Genomic DNA, 16608 nt, shown 5'->3' with positions numbered 1-16608 from the left:
CTTCTCCATACCTCTGGCATTTATGTTGCTATACTATATAAGTCTTAAAAGACTGGTTAAAACATGGATCGTATATGGGAATGCACCTTTGTCTGGAATTGATTGCAACCTCGATTCAGCAACTGCATGAGCTAGAGCATATTGCAGCATCACCTATATCATCTTCTATCGAAATCGAGACAAGAAATCTCAATCTAGAAGATGCTGGAAATGTTTTGCGAGCTAGCTTAACAGAACTAGAAGTTTGTCAGCGATCGCTTACGGGAGAATTAGAGCGATATCGGGAACTGTTTGACTTTGCTCCTGACGGCTACTTTGTTACTGATGCTAATGGCGACATTACTGAAGCCAATCGTGCGGCTACTCTGATGTTTGGTTCACAGCCGATTGGTCAAAACTTAGAAAACTTTGTCTATCCCTCCTATAAAGAACAATTTCAAAGACTATTAGGTCAACTACAACGTGGTCAAAACATCAAGAGTTTGGACTTTCGGATGCAGTTTCCAACTGGACAGCCCTTTGATGCAAGTTTTACAATTATCAGCATTCGTGTACCGCTAGATGGAAGGGTAACTGGACTAAGGTGGTGGATTCAAGATATTACCCAGCGAAAGCAAGAAGTTGATAAGTTGCAACAGTCTCATCAGCGGTTAGAGATTCGAGTTGCCGAAATGAACGCCAAACTCAACCTGATGGATCGTCAAGTTCGTGTAGAAAGAGAAGAACAGCGCCGTATTTCTCGTAATCTTGCTCATAATGAAGCCAAATTGCGGGCTATGATGCAGCATTCTTCAGATATCGTAAATATTCTGGATATAGATACTACTATTAACTATTGTAGCCCCGCGATCTTTAGAACCTTAGGCTATATGCCTGAAGACGTGATGGGCAGCAAATTTATTAGCTTTATCCATCCAGAAGACCTACCAATTTTTCAAGATTTTTTAACTCAATCAGTGGATGCTTTGTCTGTATCAACACCGATAGAGATGCGTTATCGGCATATCAATGGAAATTGGGTTTATTTAGAATCAGTTTGTTGCAATCTTTTGCAGGATGCAAATGTGCAGGGCTTAGTAATCAATTCTCGAGATATTACGGAACGCAAGCGCACGGAAACAGCACTGCAAGATAGCGAACTTAGACTAGCAGCGATCGCATCGAGTATGCCTGCAACTCTCTATCGTTTATCAATCAACTCTGGCGGAAAAATTTCCATTCCATTTATCAGTGATGGTCTAATCGATCTGGTCGGCATCTCACCAAGATATGTTATTTCTTCCCCATACCAAGTATTAGATCTCGTCCATCCTGAAGATGTCGATCAATTTAAAGCTCTAATCAAAGCTGGTTTTGACAAGCTTGCTACTTTCCGTCACGAATTTCGGGTTATTACGATCTCTGGTGAAGTGAAATGGGTACAGAATATTACCCGTTATTATCGTATCGATTCGGAAACGATATTTGCTGATGGAGTATGTATCGACATTAGCGAAAGAGGCGAGGCTGAATCTAGTCTACAAAGGACAAATGAACTATTACGAGCAGTAATCAAGGCTGTTCCTGTGGCGATTGATATTGTCAGCCCTGAAGGAAAAGTTTTATTATGGAACGCAGCCGCAGAAAAACTATTTGCTTGGAATACTTCCACTGTTGTCGGTCATCCTGTTCCAAGTGTTCCTGAGTCTCAAGCGTTGGAACTACAAGCAATGATTCTCGATACGCTAGCGGGTAGACAGATCGATGGTTTCCCAATGACTTTTCAACTTCGTGATGGCAGTTGGACTAATGTGAATGTATCAACTGTCCTCGTCCACGATCCTCATGGCAAAATAGTTGGGATATTACGGATTATTGATGATGTAGGCGATCGCAGTTCAATTAAAACAGATCATAATCAGAATCTTCGGTTTGAGCAAGTCCAGAGCACATCACTCATTCACTCAGGGACAGAGGCGATCGCTAATTTTGTGACGCTCAATGCTAATACCTTGCTCAATCAATACAAAATCGGTCAACGCAATTTTGCGGGATTGAATTTGCGTGGGGCTTATTTGGTAGAGGCTGATTTACGGCACGCAGATTTCAGTGGTGTGGCGCTCAATGGCAGTAATTGTAGCTATGCCAATTTCCAATCTGCAAATTTGCGCGGTGCTGATTTGCGGGGTGCAAACTTCCAATTTGCGGATTTACAACAGGTGGATTTGCGGGGCGCTGATCTGCGGGGTGCTGACTTGCGAGATGCGAATACCACAGGTTCTATTCTTGACGATAGTAATGTCATCGAGAACAACATGTAGGGGTTTAGCATTTGCGCCGCAATATTCAAACTCCTCACCAGAAATCTCGATCGCAAATGCTAAACCTCTTCGCTCTCGCAGATAAATTGTGTCTACGTTATGAGGTTTGGGTGATCGCAATACCGTTTTGCGATCGCGTTGATATGCGTAAATGGTGGCGGTAACGCTACGCCCCCTAAGAGATTTTGTGGTTTCTTGCAGAGATAAATCGACTGTAAAAGAAATGATATAATGCTGACATGGAATCAGCCCTATCAAATCCTCAGAAAAAATGGTTGTTTTACAGCTTGATGATGAGCAAGTAATAGAACTCGTAAATCAGCTTTCTAATGAGAAGCAATTACAGTTATATAAGCTATTAATTAAAAAACGTCGCGATCGCTGGATTGAGTTATCTAATATTGGACAGACTGGAGCAAGACGTGCGGCTAGCGATCGCGGTTTGGTTTGGGATTTGCTAACTGAAGATGCGCGCGAGGACTTTGTAAATGAGCTAGTTCATGAGGATAGGGTGTGCGCTTAGTCGTAGTTTTTGATACGAATATTTTGATCTCGGCACTTCTTTCTACTGGTAGTAAACCCGACTTATGTATCAATCTTGCGAGGAATGGAGAGATTGAATCTGTCACTTGTGACGAGATCCTCAGCGAATTTCAGCAAAAGCTTGTTCAAAAATTTCATTACCCTGTTTCAGATGTTCAAGATGTGATTGATGAGATAGTTAGCTTTTCTCGGATAGTGGTTATTCCTAATACATTGCAGGTTGTTGAAGCCGATCCGAAGGATGACATGATTGTTGAATGTGGGGTGGTTGGCAAGGCTAGTCATATTGTCACGGGCGATAAGCGACATTTACTTCCGATGAAGCGATACCAGAATGTTGATATTGTCACGGCAACAGATTTTTTGACCATATTTTCAGTAAACCCAATTATCGCCAACAATTTGTAGGGGTTCAGCATTTGCGCGACTATTTCTAAACTCGTCTCAGAAAATCTCTGTATGCAAATGCTGAACCCTCTTTGCTCTTGACGATAAATTGTGGCTGCGTTGTCAGGTTTGGGCGATCGCATTACCGTTTTGCGATCGCGGTAATATGCGTAAATGGTGGCGGTAATGCTTCGCCCCCTACGAGATTTGTCTTAATTGCAGAGATAGATCCCCGACTTTTTTTGTGCCTAGCGAAACTAATTGGTGAATGCGTAGAAAAAGTCGGGGATCTGAACTACGGGGAATAGGTGATTTTGGATTTTGGTTATGTTTTTTGTAACAATCGCCTGTTTTGGGGAATATCGCTTTATGCTGGCTGTTGGGCAACTGCGGGTATTGATGTAAATGTGAGGATGTGGACGATGAATAATGCGATCGGTATTGCGATGTTAGCTTTTTTGTCTTGTTTGCCGATGCCGATCACGATCGCTAGCGTCTAGCGCAAACAGCGCAAGATTACGTTTTGGCTTACTCCATTGACGTAGTTGTTGTTGCAGCTAAGAATAGAGGCAGGGCATTTGCATAAGAATTTTTGTTGAGGAACTACCCCTGTTAAGGTGACTAACGAGCTTGCGTGATTCCATCGATATAGATCTGTAAAACATCATGTCAAAAGTTCAAGAAAATGGATTTCTGAAGGCTGAAACAACCAATTTACGTTCGCTATTTTTGCACCTTAACAGGGGTAGTTGAGGAACCTAAGCATTTCATGTTTTACCTCTTCTTCGTTTCCTCGCTCATAATGAGAATTCATATCTGTTAATGATTTCAAGACTTTTCTAGATCACTAAACTAAAAATAAATAGGTTATGGCTTCTCGGATCTACTTCTTTACAATTGCTTGTCTGACAGCGCTGATTATTGGTGCTTTTGGAATGATATTACCCAATGACGTAAGTCTTGTAACTATCGAAGCAAGGACATTACAGACTCAAAATGGGGAAGTGCAAAAGTTGATAGTACAAGGAAACCAAGAATATAGACGCAGTGATTACAAAAAGGCTATCCAATCTTGGCAAAAATTACTAGAGATGTACAAAGGAGAAAACAACCTCCTTAGAGAAGCTAGTCTAATAAATAATATGGGTAAGGCTTACCGTAATTTAAGCGAATACAAATTAGCTCTGGAACTACATCAACAATCTCTATCCATTTGTCGAAAAGTTAATATCCAGAAAGATAAATCACAAGCATTAATTACTTTCAAAATTTTTTATAAAAAACTAATTGAGTCTCAGCAAGCTTTTGCATATCATCAGCAATCGCAAGATTTAAATCAACAGCTTAATAGCTTGGGTTGTCAAGCCGAAGCTCTCAATAATATCGGTAGTGTCTATGGTGACTTAGGAGACTTTCATAAATCTATAGATTTATCTGAACAAGCCTTGTCAATATTTCGACAAATTGGCGATCGCATGGGGGAAGCTAGAGCGCTAAATAGTTTAGGAATTGTCTATGACTATGCAGGTAAGTTCCGAGAGAGTCTTATCTTCTATCAACAAGCGCTTACAATTTTCAAACAACTTGACGATCGCCTAAATGAAGCAAAAATATTGAATAACTTGGCACTCGTACAGCGCAATTTAAGTCAATACCAACAAGCGCTCTCTCTTTCGCAACAGTCATTAGCAATAGCTAAACAAATTAACGATCTTCAAGGTGAAGGAAATTCATTGGGGACATTGGGATTTATATACCGTTATTTGGGACAGAATCAAAAAGCGATTTCTTTTTACAAACAGTCCCTCAATATATCGAAACAGGTTGAAGATCGTCAGAGTGAAGGATTAAGTCTCAACGGGATAGGGCTATCTTATCGAAATTTGGGACAATTCGAGCTATCTCTGAAGTCCTACCAACAATCTTTACCCATCTTTCGACAAATTGGGGATTTGCAGAGCGAGGCTAACGCATTGAATAATATGGGCAATGTCTACCAAAATTTAGGGCAATATCAGAGTGCAATTGATCTTTATTTTCAGGCTCTAAGCATCAAACAAAAAATCAAAGACTTACAGGGGCAAGCTAGATCGTTAAACAATTTAGGTAATGCTTATAACAATCTAAATCAGTATGCTGGAGCAATTGATTACTATCAAAAATCTTTAGTCATATTTAGGCAAATTGGTGATCGAGAAGCTGAAGGAAGAGTCTTGAGTAGTTTTGGTTCTGTTATTTCTAAACTTAACCAACCCGAACTAGCGATCCTCTTTTACAAACAATCCGTCAATGTCAGAGAGTCCATTCGCAAAGATATACGTGGACTCAGCCAAACAGAACAAAAATCATACTTAGCAACAGTTGAAAAAACTTACCGCGATCTCGCAGATCTTCTTCTCAAACAAGACCGCATTCTCGAAGCCCAACAAGTCCTCGACCTGCTCAAAGTCCAAGAACTAGGCGAATACCTCCGTAACGTGCGCGGCAACAACCAAACCGCCCAAGGCATTGACCTTCAACGCCCCGAACAAAACATCATCGCCCTCGCCAGTGAACTCAACACTCTCCAACAAAAAGACCGAGACAACAAACTCAGTGAAGCCCAACAACAACGCCTTGCCCAGCTAGTCCAAACTGAACGCGATCAAAACAAGCAATTTAATTCCTTCCTAAATAGCCCCGAAATAAAAAAACTGATTGCCGAATTGCGCCGTGTTGAAGAACAACAAAACCTCAACCTCGCCAGTTATCGCAAACTCCAAAAAGATGTTCTTTCTCAAGTTCCCAATGCAGTCCTACTCTATCCCCTGATCCTTGACGATCGACTCGAACTAATCATCATCAATGCCAAAACCCCACCCCTGCGCCGCACTGTCAAGATCAAACGCGAACAACTCAATCAAGAAATAGTTGACTTCCTTAGCGACCTGCGCGATTCTGGCTCCGAAGACGTTAAAGAACCTGCCAAAAAACTCTATAAATTGCTGATTCAACCATTTGAAGCAGAGCTACAAGAGCTAAAAATTGACACGATTATTTATGCCCCAGACGGACAACTGCGTTATATTCCTCTATCGGCTCTCCATGATGGCAAACAATGGCTAGTCGAACGCTATCGTATTAACAATATCACCGCCGAATCTCTCACCTCCTTTGCTCCGAAACCACTTGCAAAACCACGCATTTTTGCAGGTGCATTTGGTGGCAAGTCAGGCGATAAAACCCGTGCAGGATTCGATGGCTTACCCGCCACCATCACCGAAGTCCAAAAAATTGCCAGTCTTTTCCCAAATACTACTACCCTCACAGAGGTATCCTTTAGCAAACAAATCACCGCAACCAAAGCTAACTCCCATACAATTCTACATCTCGCTACTCATGGAGAGCTATCAGTGGGAACTCCTGAAGATTCTTTCATTCTTTTTGGCAATGGCGAAAAAGCGACGATTAGAGAGATTCAAGATTGGTCACTGAGTAATGTGGATTTAGTGATCCTCAGTGCTTGTCAATCAGGTATTGGCAGCAAGTTAGGCACTGGTGTCGAGATCTTAGGATTAGGCTATCAAATGCAAGCGGCAGGAGCAAGAGTTGCGATCGCATCTCTCTGGAAAGTGAATGATGCTGGTACACAAGCACTAATGGAAGCATTTTATGGGGAACTTCAAAAAGGTAATGTCACGGTTACTGAGGCATTACGCAGAGCGCAAGTTTCTTTGATTAAATCACCAAAATATAATCATCCAAATTATTGGTCAGCATTCTTTGCGATCGGTAATGGGCTGTAATATTCGCAGAGCAAAGCTTTGCCTCCCATTTGTCTCTTAATCCCAAATCACTGTAAAATTCTAATCAAAGTATATAGATTAATTCTTAAAAATGTCACAGTATCACAAGCCTACAGTTATCATCACAGGCGCATCTTCAGGTGTTGGACTATGGTCAGCCAAGTCAATGGCAGACAAAGGCTGGCATATCGTCATGGCTTGCCGCAATATCCCCAAAACTGAAAAAGCCGCCGAATCCGTCGGTATTCCTAAAAGTAGCTACACAATCATCCAAGTTGATCTTGGCTCCCTAGTTAGTGTGCGCGAATTTGTGGCTAAGTTCCGAGCAACAGGAAGGCCCCTTGATGCCTTGCTATGCAACGCCGCGATCTATATGCCTTTGCTCAAAGAACCATTGCGATCGCCTGAAGGATTTGAGTTGACGATGACCACCAATCACCTCAGTCATTTCCTCCTCTGCAATCTGCTATTAGAGGACATGAAAAAATCCACCCATCCCGATCGCCGTATGGTCATTTTGGGAACAGTCACCCACAACCCAGACGAATTGGGCGGCAAGATTCCCCCACAGCCAGACCTTGGCAATCTCGAAGGTTTTGAGAAAGGATTCAAACCTCCGATTTCTATGGCAAATGGCAAAAAATTTGAACCTGTCCGTGCTTACAAGGAGAGCAAAGTTTGCAATATCTTGACGATGAGAGAGTTGCACCGTCGCTATCATGAATCCACAGGGATCACCTTCACTTCCCTCTATCCAGGTTGTGTTGCCGATACGCCGCTCTTCCGCAATCACTATCCTCTCTTCCAGAAGCTATTCCCATTGTTCCAAAAGAACATCACTAAGGGATATGTCACACAGGAGCTATCAGGTGAAAGAGTTGCCGCTGTTATCGCCGATCCTGAATACAAACAGTCAGGAGCCTACTGGAGTTGGGGCAATCGTCAGAAAAAAGATGGTAAGTCTTTTGTGCAGACAGTCTCTCCTCAAGCTCGTGATGATGCTAGAGCTGAACGCATGTGGGACTTGAGTGCTAAGTTGGTCAGACTTGTGTAGCTAAACCTCAGCATAATTAAAAAACCAGAGCCAAAATGTGTACCGCCCGCTACGCGGGCGGTACACATTTTGGAGTTTATTATTTCGTTACTAAATTTGTAACCACTAAAAATTGCAACGTTACTTAGAGTAAATTGAGAGTAATAGAAATTTGAGGCTTCTCATATGCTTACCCCATCAAACCTGCGAATTTTGGCAATTTGTTCTGTATTGGTTGGCGGGCTGGTTATTGCTGGTTATGCTCGTTCGACTGAGTCATCAGCGATTTCTAATCGTTTAAGTGATGAGAAGATCGGAAATAACACCACACAGCCAATATCCTCAGTACCATCAAGACCTTATATCCCTCAAAATTCGGCTGTATCGATCGCCATTAACCAGAACGGGAATATGCGCCGAGCCGACCCTAGGGGCTACATCAATGTTGGTATTCGTGAAACCTACAAGATTGAAATTAACTCACCTAGTTACACCAGTGCAGTTAGCGTGAAAATCGATGGTGTTTCCATTATTGATGGGTTGATCTGCGATCGCTCTGTCATCTTGGAGCGACCCCGCGCAATCGCCAAGCAATTTATTGTTTTAGAAGAAGGTAACCCAGGGCTAGATCGAGATGGTGGAATCAATAACCCCGATCTAGGTTTAATCGAAGTCACATTTAGACCAATCAAACGCCGAGCAGCGATCGCGCTAGAGCCATTACCTAGAACTCAAGAGTTTCCTCCATCAGCTTCGGCCCCGTCCAGAGATGAAGCTTCCAAATCGAGAGCCAGTGAAAATCGCAGTAATGCCGTGGGAACTGGTTTAAGTGGTAGTTCCTCTCAAGATTTTGTAGCCACAAATGATTGGGTAGAAGCCCCAGAAATTGCCCCCACTGTTACAAAAAAATATCGCTTAATAGGATTGCGTGCGCCAGATCCTGTAACGCTTCAAAACATGAATCAGAACAGACCATCAGAGATTGTCGATTCAGCCCCCCCCAGACTTTAATATAAGAAAGTTGCGGCACGAAGCGCCGCAACTCTACTTTGTTTTTTGAGGTTTGTTTTTTGAGGACAGTAAGGTTTTACGAAAGTATGGAGAGAATAAAAACAATGCAGCAAAAAAAACACAGTGCAGAATTCAAAGCCCACAAATATGGGAATTAAAAAATAAACTCTCCATGTTATACCAAAGCTCAAAATGGCTATGCCATTTTGAGCTTTGGTATAACATGGAGATCTAGATCAGGTAATGCCTGTGCTGCTCTATTGAATACTCAACCGTTAGAAAAATTTCATGAACGATCGCTTAATTCGCGCCCTCACCGCCGACGGCAGAGTCCGTGTCATTGGCGTGAATATTACCCAATCTCTCAATGAGGCTCATCGCCGCCATCAGCTATCAGCGGTCGCCACGGCAGCACTCGGTCGTGCTATGGGGGCAAGCTTGTTGCTTGCTTCAAATATGAAGCAACCTCAAGCCAGAGTAAATGTCAGAGTGGCTGGTGATGGTGGACTAGGTTTAGTATATGCCGATGCAGGATTTGATGGGACAGTGCGCGGTTTTGTCACCAACCCCCAATTTGCCTTGCCTCCCCTTGCTGATGGTCAACAAAACGTTAGCCAAGGTGTTGGGCATACAGGCTTTTTCAAAGTTATGCGCGATGTTGGCTATGGCGAACCCTACAGCAGCACCGTCGAATTAATTGCGGGTGATATCGCCAATGATGTTGCTTGGTACTTAGCTTCTTCTGAGCAAACTTATTCTAAGCTCATGCTTACGGAAATCATTGAGCAAGATCGTGACGATGCTCCTGTAAAGTTTGCCGCAGGAATCTTATTGCAGATTATGCCTAAAGCCACCCTTCGGGCAGCGAAGACCGCGAACCTTTCTCAAGAAGATTTACTGAGCCAACTGGATGCCAAAAGTGATCCGCAAAAATTCAAGGATTTGCTGATCCAAGGCAAAGCGATCGCAGAGGTGATGACCGAGATATTTGCCGATATGCATCTAGATATTTTGCCAATGAGTAAAGATGTCACATTTAATTGCCCTTGCTCCCTCGATCGCGTGTTAGCAGCGATGAAAATGTTTGGCGAAGAAGATTTGCGATCGATGATTGCTGATGACAAGGGTGCAGAAGCAACTTGTCATTTCTGTGGTGAGATTTACCACGCCACCACTGAGCAGTTAAATGGTTTACTTGCAGATTTGCAAGTTGAGGCAAAAGCCTAATTAACAAGAAGTCTCGCACAGCGAGACTTCTTGTTAATTAGGCTTTATGGTAACTTCACTTCTAGACGCTTCTCATAAATTTGCATAATCCTAAAACTTATGACAGTTAACGCACAAATTGGCATTATTGGCGGCAGTGGACTCTACAAAATGTCCGCCCTGACTGATATTCAAGAAATTAATATTGATACTCCCTTTGGCAAAACTTCAGATGCATTTATCTATGGCAAATTGTCTGGAACCCCTGTGCTATTTCTGGCGCGGCATGGGCGATCGCACCATTTGTTACCCTCTGAAGTTCCCTATCGGGCAAATATCTATGCGCTTAAAAGTCTAGGCGTGGAATACATTATTTCCGCCTCAGCCGTTGGCTCGCTACAAGAATATGCTCGACCTCTAGATATTGTGCTACCCGATCAGTTTATCGATCGCACCACTAGCCGCACCTCGACATTCTTTGGCGAAGGTATTGTTGCCCATGTTGCCTTTGGCGAGCCAATTTGTAAATCATTGCTGTCAGTTGTTGGCTCTGCTGCGGATGGGGTCGATTTAGGAAGAAATAAAGTTCATAAGGGCGGCATTTATCTCTGCATGGAGGGGCCAGCTTTCTCCACTAAAGCTGAATCTTTGCTCTATCGTAGTTGGGGCGCAAAAGTAATTGGCATGACCAACCTCACCGAGGCTAAGCTTGCCCGTGAAGCGGAAATTGCCTATGCCACGATCGCATTGGTCACTGATTATGATTGCTGGCATGATGATCATGAAAGTGTAACTGTGGAGATGATCATCCAAAATTTACATAAAAATGCGGTCAATGCTCAAACCGTAATTCAAAATGCCGTGGCAAAAATTGCAGCTAATCCCCCTCGATCTGAAGCTCATCATGCTTTGAAAACTTCGATCTTGACGGATTTGAGTAAGGTATCTGGAGCAAGTCGCGATCGACTAAAAATGATTTTGCAAAAGTATCTTTAAATCTTGTCAACTGTAAATTTTATGAATGAATCGATCAAAGCAACTCGTGCAACTATAGAGATCGGCACTTTATCCGTCGATGCCTTTATGTTGCCCGATGGTAGTTATCGGATGTCTCTCAGTCAAGCTGCTGAATGTATTGGCAAACCTGCCAGAGGCACTTTCGATTTTTTGCAATCAAAAGCCTTTAAACGTTTGCTAGGAGAGGTGCAAGGCACTTTCGGCTTTTTGCCTAGCGATTTTCCTGATGACTATAAATCAGAAAACTTTACCGTTGAAATTGGTGACGGCAGTTCACAAGGTCAGACCCGAATTCGAGGACTACCTTTAGAATTAGTAGCACTTTATTGGGCTTGGGAAAGCTTTCGCGGTAATCGTTTAGCCTTAATGATGACAGTTATTCTAACCTCTGAATCTTTAGAGCGTAGATTTGACAATGCTTTTGGGATTACCCGTACTGAACAGGAGCGAAATGCTCGCTTATCTCAAATAAATCAGCAATTGGAAAAGGCTCTTGCTATTTTGGGAGAAGGTTTTGCGCTCGATGATGATGTGCGTCGTGAGCGTGATTATTTTGAGTCCGTGCTTAAACAAAATGGTATCGATCCCTATAGTTTGCCTAGCGATCGCTAAAATTACAGCGCAAAGCGCTGTAAAAACACAAAAAAGCCTCGCAAAGCGAGGCTTTTTTGTTAGAGATACTTTTTTTAAGAGCCGAGTCCTTTGACGGTATCAAAGAAGAAACGGGCATTATCTTCAGGAGTGGTGGGCAAAATGCCATGTCCAAGGTTCATGATATGTCCCTTGTTTCCAGCTTTGGCGACAACTTCGAGAATACGATCGCGAATATAGCTTTGCTCAGCAAATAAAACGCAAGGATCGAGGTTGCCTTGTACAGGAACGTGACGACCAATGCGATCGCGCGCGTCAGCCATGTCAACTGTCCAGTCAACACTGACAATATCCACACCAGACTTAGGCATTAGGTCTAGGACACCCGCACTACCACTAATGTAAAGGATCAGTGGGGTATCAGGATACTTTGCCTTGACCTTATCGACAACCATCTTTTGGTAAGGCAGTGCAAAAGTTTTATAATCAGTTGGGCAAAGATGTCCTGCCCAAGAGTCGAACATTTGGACGACTTGAGTACCACACTCGATCTGGTGGATCACATAAGTACCGACCATTTCGGCAATTTTAGTCAAAAAGCTATGGATGATCGCTGGTTCTTTATATGCCAAAGCTTTGATTACAGAATAATCTTTAGAGCCTTTGCCTTCAACTGAATAGGCTGCTAATGTCCAAGGTGCGCCCACAAAGCCCAGAATAGTCGCTTGATCTTTAACTTCTTCTTTGATCGCGCTTAAAATCTTACGAATAAAGGGAACGGCGGTGTCGGGATCAAATTCGATGAGGGCATCAACTTGAGCTTGAGTCCGAATTGGCGACTCGATGATTGGTCCACGGCTTTCGATGATGTCAAAGTTAATGCCGATACCTGTAAGCGGAGTGAGGATATCGGAGAACATGATCACGCCATCGGGTTGGAAAGCGCGAAATGGTTGCAAAGAAATTTCAGCAGCGAGTTCGGCAATCTCCGATCGCTCTCTAAATGTGGGATATTTTTCGCGCAAGTCACGATACACCTTCATGTATCTTCCTGCTTGGCGCATCATCCATACTGGTGGACGATCCAGTACTTCACCTCTTGCTGCCCTTAGCAAGCGATCATTTCCTCCCATAATCAACTCTTTCCTGTGTTTTTAAACTTTTTTATGATTGTGCTTTTGAATTATAGAACGTGACGTACCAGACACCAATAAAGTCAAGTGGGGCGCTTGTCACCCCGCTTGACTTTCGTTACTGCTAAATCCTAGAGGTAGCCATTGGTTCATGTCTAAATTTAGGCTTTATTTAATTTCCGATTGTGATTTGATTACTTATACTTTCTTTAAGATATGTTATTAATACTTAAGCTATAAAAATCAAGAATCAATTTTTTGGTAGCGCGGCAAAGCCGCGCTACCAAAAAATTGATTCTTGATTAAACCTTACTAAGTAAAAGTTTTGGCGAAATAATGGCTAGGTTTAAAAACAGTGATTAATGAAGGGGCAAATTTGACAAAGGTTACTGATGTTGTAGATACGACATCAGATCAAGCATCGCGATCGCCTGAGACAAATTCGTCTCTGAAAACTGGGATATGGATCGCTGTCACTTTTGTTATCGTCGCGATCGCAATTGTCTTGTGGGTATTGCGTCCACCAATCGATCAATATACTCAATCGGTTTTAAATCTATCGGGCGATCCCGTGCAGGGACGTTCGATTTTTGTGATGAATTGTGTGGCATGTCATGGTCAATGGGGGAATGGCAAAGTGGGTCCCAGTTTGCATGGTGTATCCGATCACAAGTCTGATGTGCGTCTAGTCCAACAGGTTGTAAGTGGTGAAACTCCACCAATGCCACAGTTTCAACCCAACCCTCAAGACATGGCAGATTTGTTGAGTTATCTCAAACAATTATAAAAAAAGCGGTGCTTCGCACCGCTTTTTTTATAATTGGATTTGTAGTAATTCACCGATCCCTTTTTCGGCGACATCTAGCATTTGATTAAGCTGCGATCGCGAGAATGTATCAGATTCGCCAGTGCCTTGCACCTCGATCAGTCTGCCAGTGCTGTCCATGACCACATTAAGATCAACGCTTACAGCAACGTCTTCTTTGTAATCCAGATCCAAGATTGGTTTCCCATCCAATAAACCCACAGATACGGCTGCTACAGCGTTACGAATTGGTGATTTGGTGATTTTGCCTTCAGCAAGTAAGCGATCGCAAGCTGCTTTTAAAGCCACAAACCCACCAGTAATTCCACCAGTGCGCGTGCCACCATCCGCTTGCAGCACATCAATATCAACCGTAAATGTATAATTTGTGATCGCGGACATATCTAATGCGGCTCTGAGACTGCGACCGATCAACCTCTGGATTTCTTGAGTGCGTCCCGATAGTTTCATAAATTCACGCTGTTGACGCGGAATTGTTGACGCAGGCATCATCCGATATTCTGCAGTCAGCCAACCTTGATTACTACCAGTTAAGAATTTTGGTACACCTTCCTCAATGGAAACGGTACAGATCAATTGGGTATCACCAAATTTTGCCAACACTGAACCCGCAGGTGCTTTGGTAAAATGCCTCTGCAAATGCACAGGGCGCAGTTGATCCCAATCTCTCCCATCAGGACGTTGGATAATAGGTAAATCTCTCATGATCGCGGTTTGACTGTTTGTAAAATCTATCCAATCATATCGCAAGCAGTTGCTTCTATCAGTTGCAGCCATTAGTGCTGAAGTACCGCACTTTCTCAAAGATAGGCGTGCATATCTTTGAGAAAGTGCGACAGCGCGGGGATATGAGTCGCCCAAAGTTGGAGATAAGCAACCATCACAAATTTAAGCCATAAAACTTTTCCCGATTTGCTCAGAGCCGATTTTACCGCAGGGATGGAGACGACTTTGGATGAGATCTCGGTGGGTAAGTTGGATTGGCAAAGTTATTTGATTGGTTGGCATCAGTCCTATTTTCAGCCGATATTGGCACGGGCTTACACAAATCTCGGTGCGGATTTACAGCCAAGCGATCGTAAAAATGAGCTTTCGGATGTAGCTTGTCCGACTTGTAATCATCCTCTCAGTAAGATTCCTTCTCAGAAGGTGAGTGGTGGGCATTTTCTCAAGTGTGAGCATGGCTGTGAGAATCTGGTCATGTTTTGGAGCGATCGCCGTAATCAGTGGGAGATTCCTCAAGCTAAGAGTGAGAATGCAGCAACGGCGGAGGTGACTAGTTTTGCTTGTCCTGTCTGTGGTAAGCCTTTGGCTAAGTTTCCCTATGCGAAGGATGGTGTGGATAAGGTGATGTTGAAGTGTGCGGATGCTCAGGCACGTCAACGCAAGGATCATGCGGATGTGGTCTTTTTCTGGTCTTCTCAGGAGAAGTGGTGGTCGAAGAAGTTTGGCGATCTGGATGAAGCGGCTAAGCCGATTTTGGGTAAGGCTGCAACTGGGAAGGAGAAGAAAGCTGCTCAGGGGAAGCCAAAGCGATCAAGTAAAGTGGCTAAGCCTAGTCCTAAAAAGCGGGGCGATTGAACAAAGCTATTCGTAATGACTCCACATCCGATAGATTTTGATCAATTTTTCTGATTCAAAGATTTCGTAAACTATCCGATGCTGTTTGTTGATGCGGCGACTGATTAGCCCTTTCATGTCTCCTTTTAAAAATTCATAATCTGGGGGATATTGCAACGGATCTTCTTCAATGATTTTGATGAGTTGCAGAACTTTGGGTTTCAATCCACTGGAAGCAAGCTTTTTGGCATCTTTTTGAGCTTGCGTCATGAAAATTATTTTGTACATTACCAATCCAGTTTATCTAGAGTTACGCTTTGTTCAATGGGTTCAGTACGCGCTGAATTGATACTTTGAACCATTCCTTCAATTCCTCTGAGATATTCATCATCGCTGACATAATCGGATTGGTCTAAAATTTTAATTTCGTCTTTAGAGAAGCGATCGAGTAACCATAGAAATTTGTCGCTAACGCTATCATCAATTTGTAGGGTGATTGTCCGCATAAGTTGACTCCTAATTTCTCTGTATAAGTGGCTTGTATATTGAGGTTTATATTTTATCATCTCTGCTCTGAATGGCGGTAACAGCGATCGCCTAGACATTTCTCAAAAGCAACACATTTCACGATTCTTGATAATCACTAAGAAGGATCGGTTCTTTGTTAGGTACTCTGACGATAATTTCGATGGTTCCACCTAAAGCATTTACCACGGCTCGAAGTGTATTGAGTTCCAGATTTTGTCTGCGTTCGAGCTTAGATATGGCTGGTTGCTGTACTTCAAGACGTTCGGCTAGTTCTGATTGAGATAAACCAAGCTTTTCACGCAGATGTCTCAGGGTAATTTCTTCAAGATGAATTTGCGAAGCTCTTATTTCAATAAGTTCTTGACGCTCTCTTGGAAGTTTGTTCAATTCTTCGGATAGGGTTGTATATTGGGTCATTTGTTTTCTTCCTTCAGTATTTCCAGATATTTTCTGTACCGTTTATCTGCGATCGGAATATTTTCCTTGTACCAGCGTTTGTTTCCTGTTTTGTTGCCACCAACCAGCAACACGGCTTGGCGTTTGGGATCGAAGGCAAATAAAATACGCCAAGGTTCTCCTTGATATTGAATACGAAGTTATTTCATATTCTGAAATGCAGATCCTTCAAGGGTATCAACTCGCGGTCTACCAAGTTTTGGTCCAAATTCTCCCAACACACTTAGCACCG

At 42.9% G+C, this 16608-nt stretch carries 17 protein-coding genes and 1 pseudogene; 12 read left to right on the top strand and 6 right to left on the bottom strand.

What is annotated here, in order from left to right; genetic code table 11:
* The first annotated feature begins 74 nt into the window (after nt 1-74).
* The 10 genes from APA_RS07400 to APA_RS07355 all read left to right on the top strand — a co-directional run bounded on the left by APA_RS07400 (nt 75) and on the right by APA_RS07355 (nt 11894).
* Nucleotides 75-2300, top strand: coding sequence for a PAS domain S-box protein (locus tag APA_RS07400; protein ID WP_201321653.1), 2226 nt, complete (start codon nt 75-77; stop codon nt 2298-2300).
* A gap of 271 nt (nt 2301-2571) precedes the next feature.
* Nucleotides 2572-2823, top strand: coding sequence for a hypothetical protein (locus tag APA_RS07395; protein WP_201321652.1), 252 nt, complete (start codon nt 2572-2574; stop codon nt 2821-2823).
* On the top strand, nt 2814-3251 hold the full coding sequence (locus tag APA_RS07390) for a putative toxin-antitoxin system toxin component, PIN family (protein ID WP_201321651.1): 438 nt from the start codon (nt 2814-2816) through the stop codon (nt 3249-3251). The genes APA_RS07395 and APA_RS07390 overlap by 10 nt, the downstream gene beginning before the upstream one ends.
* A gap of 287 nt (nt 3252-3538) precedes the next feature.
* The gene (locus APA_RS07385; protein ID WP_201321650.1) at nt 3539-3730 is read left to right on the top strand and encodes a hypothetical protein; all 192 of its coding nucleotides are present in this window, start codon (nt 3539-3541) and stop codon (nt 3728-3730) included.
* A gap of 369 nt (nt 3731-4099) precedes the next feature.
* Nucleotides 4100-7015 (top strand): tetratricopeptide repeat protein, encoded by a 2916-nt coding sequence (locus tag APA_RS07380; protein WP_201321649.1) that lies wholly within the window; start codon nt 4100-4102, stop codon nt 7013-7015.
* 91 nt (nt 7016-7106) lie between these two features.
* Nucleotides 7107-8069, top strand: coding sequence for a protochlorophyllide reductase (locus tag APA_RS07375; protein ID WP_201321648.1), 963 nt, complete (start codon nt 7107-7109; stop codon nt 8067-8069).
* Nucleotides 8070-8234: 165 nt separating this feature from the next.
* Complete coding sequence (locus tag APA_RS07370; RefSeq protein WP_201321647.1) at nt 8235-9059, top strand: hypothetical protein; 825 nt, start codon at nt 8235-8237, stop codon at nt 9057-9059.
* Nucleotides 9060-9347: 288 nt separating this feature from the next.
* On the top strand, nt 9348-10286 hold the full coding sequence (gene hslO, locus APA_RS07365) for an Hsp33 family molecular chaperone HslO (RefSeq protein WP_201321646.1): 939 nt from the start codon (nt 9348-9350) through the stop codon (nt 10284-10286).
* Between the two features lie 99 nt (nt 10287-10385).
* Nucleotides 10386-11261 carry an S-methyl-5'-thioadenosine phosphorylase gene (locus APA_RS07360; RefSeq protein WP_201321645.1) on the top strand — a complete coding sequence of 292 codons (876 nt, stop codon included), beginning with the start codon at nt 10386-10388 and terminating at the stop codon, nt 11259-11261.
* Nucleotides 11262-11282: 21 nt separating this feature from the next.
* On the top strand, nt 11283-11894 hold the full coding sequence (locus tag APA_RS07355) for a hypothetical protein (protein ID WP_201321644.1): 612 nt from the start codon (nt 11283-11285) through the stop codon (nt 11892-11894).
* Nucleotides 11895-11968: 74 nt separating this feature from the next.
* Here the strand turns inward: APA_RS07355 and hemE are convergent, their stop codons facing one another.
* Complete coding sequence (gene hemE / locus APA_RS07350) at nt 11969-13006, bottom strand: uroporphyrinogen decarboxylase (protein ID WP_201321643.1); 1038 nt, start codon at nt 13004-13006, stop codon at nt 11969-11971.
* A gap of 355 nt (nt 13007-13361) precedes the next feature.
* Here hemE and APA_RS07345 point away from each other — a divergent pair, with 355 nt between their 5' ends.
* Nucleotides 13362-13793: a cytochrome c gene (locus APA_RS07345; protein ID WP_236579442.1), complete on the top strand. Its 432-nt coding sequence runs from the start codon at nt 13362-13364 to the stop codon at nt 13791-13793.
* 27 nt (nt 13794-13820) lie between these two features.
* Here APA_RS07345 and rph read toward each other — a convergent pair whose 3' ends face one another.
* A complete protein-coding gene (gene rph, locus APA_RS07340) occupies nt 13821-14537 on the bottom strand; it encodes a ribonuclease PH (protein WP_201321642.1) in 717 nt (238 codons plus the stop codon).
* Between the two features lie 207 nt (nt 14538-14744).
* Between rph and APA_RS07335 the strand changes: the two genes are divergently transcribed.
* Entirely contained in the window at nt 14745-15413 is a 669-nt protein-coding gene (locus tag APA_RS07335; RefSeq protein WP_236579441.1) for a hypothetical protein, read from the top strand.
* A gap of 6 nt (nt 15414-15419) precedes the next feature.
* Here APA_RS07335 and APA_RS07330 read toward each other — a convergent pair whose 3' ends face one another.
* The 4 genes and pseudogenes from APA_RS07330 to APA_RS25730 all read right to left on the bottom strand — a co-directional run.
* Complete coding sequence (locus tag APA_RS07330; RefSeq protein ID WP_142656287.1) at nt 15420-15680, bottom strand: Txe/YoeB family addiction module toxin; 261 nt, start codon at nt 15678-15680, stop codon at nt 15420-15422.
* The gene (locus APA_RS07325) at nt 15680-15898 is read right to left on the bottom strand and encodes a hypothetical protein (protein ID WP_201321641.1); all 219 of its coding nucleotides are present in this window, start codon (nt 15896-15898) and stop codon (nt 15680-15682) included. Before APA_RS07325 ends, APA_RS07330 begins: the two co-directional genes overlap by 1 nt.
* 118 nt (nt 15899-16016) lie before the next feature.
* Entirely contained in the window at nt 16017-16337 is a 321-nt protein-coding gene (locus APA_RS07320; RefSeq protein WP_190352400.1) for a helix-turn-helix domain-containing protein, read from the bottom strand.
* Nucleotides 16334-16608: pseudogene (locus APA_RS25730) on the bottom strand (type II toxin-antitoxin system RelE/ParE family toxin); the annotation flags it as partial. The gene APA_RS07320 and the pseudogene APA_RS25730, both read right to left, overlap by 4 nt.

Origin of the sequence: Pseudanabaena sp. lw0831 (genome assembly GCF_016584665.1) — a bacterium.
Lineage (GTDB): Bacteria > Cyanobacteriota > Cyanobacteriia > Pseudanabaenales > Pseudanabaenaceae > Pseudanabaena.
Note: the sequence above shows the minus strand (reverse complement) of the source record. Positions and strands in the feature narration are given on the sequence as shown.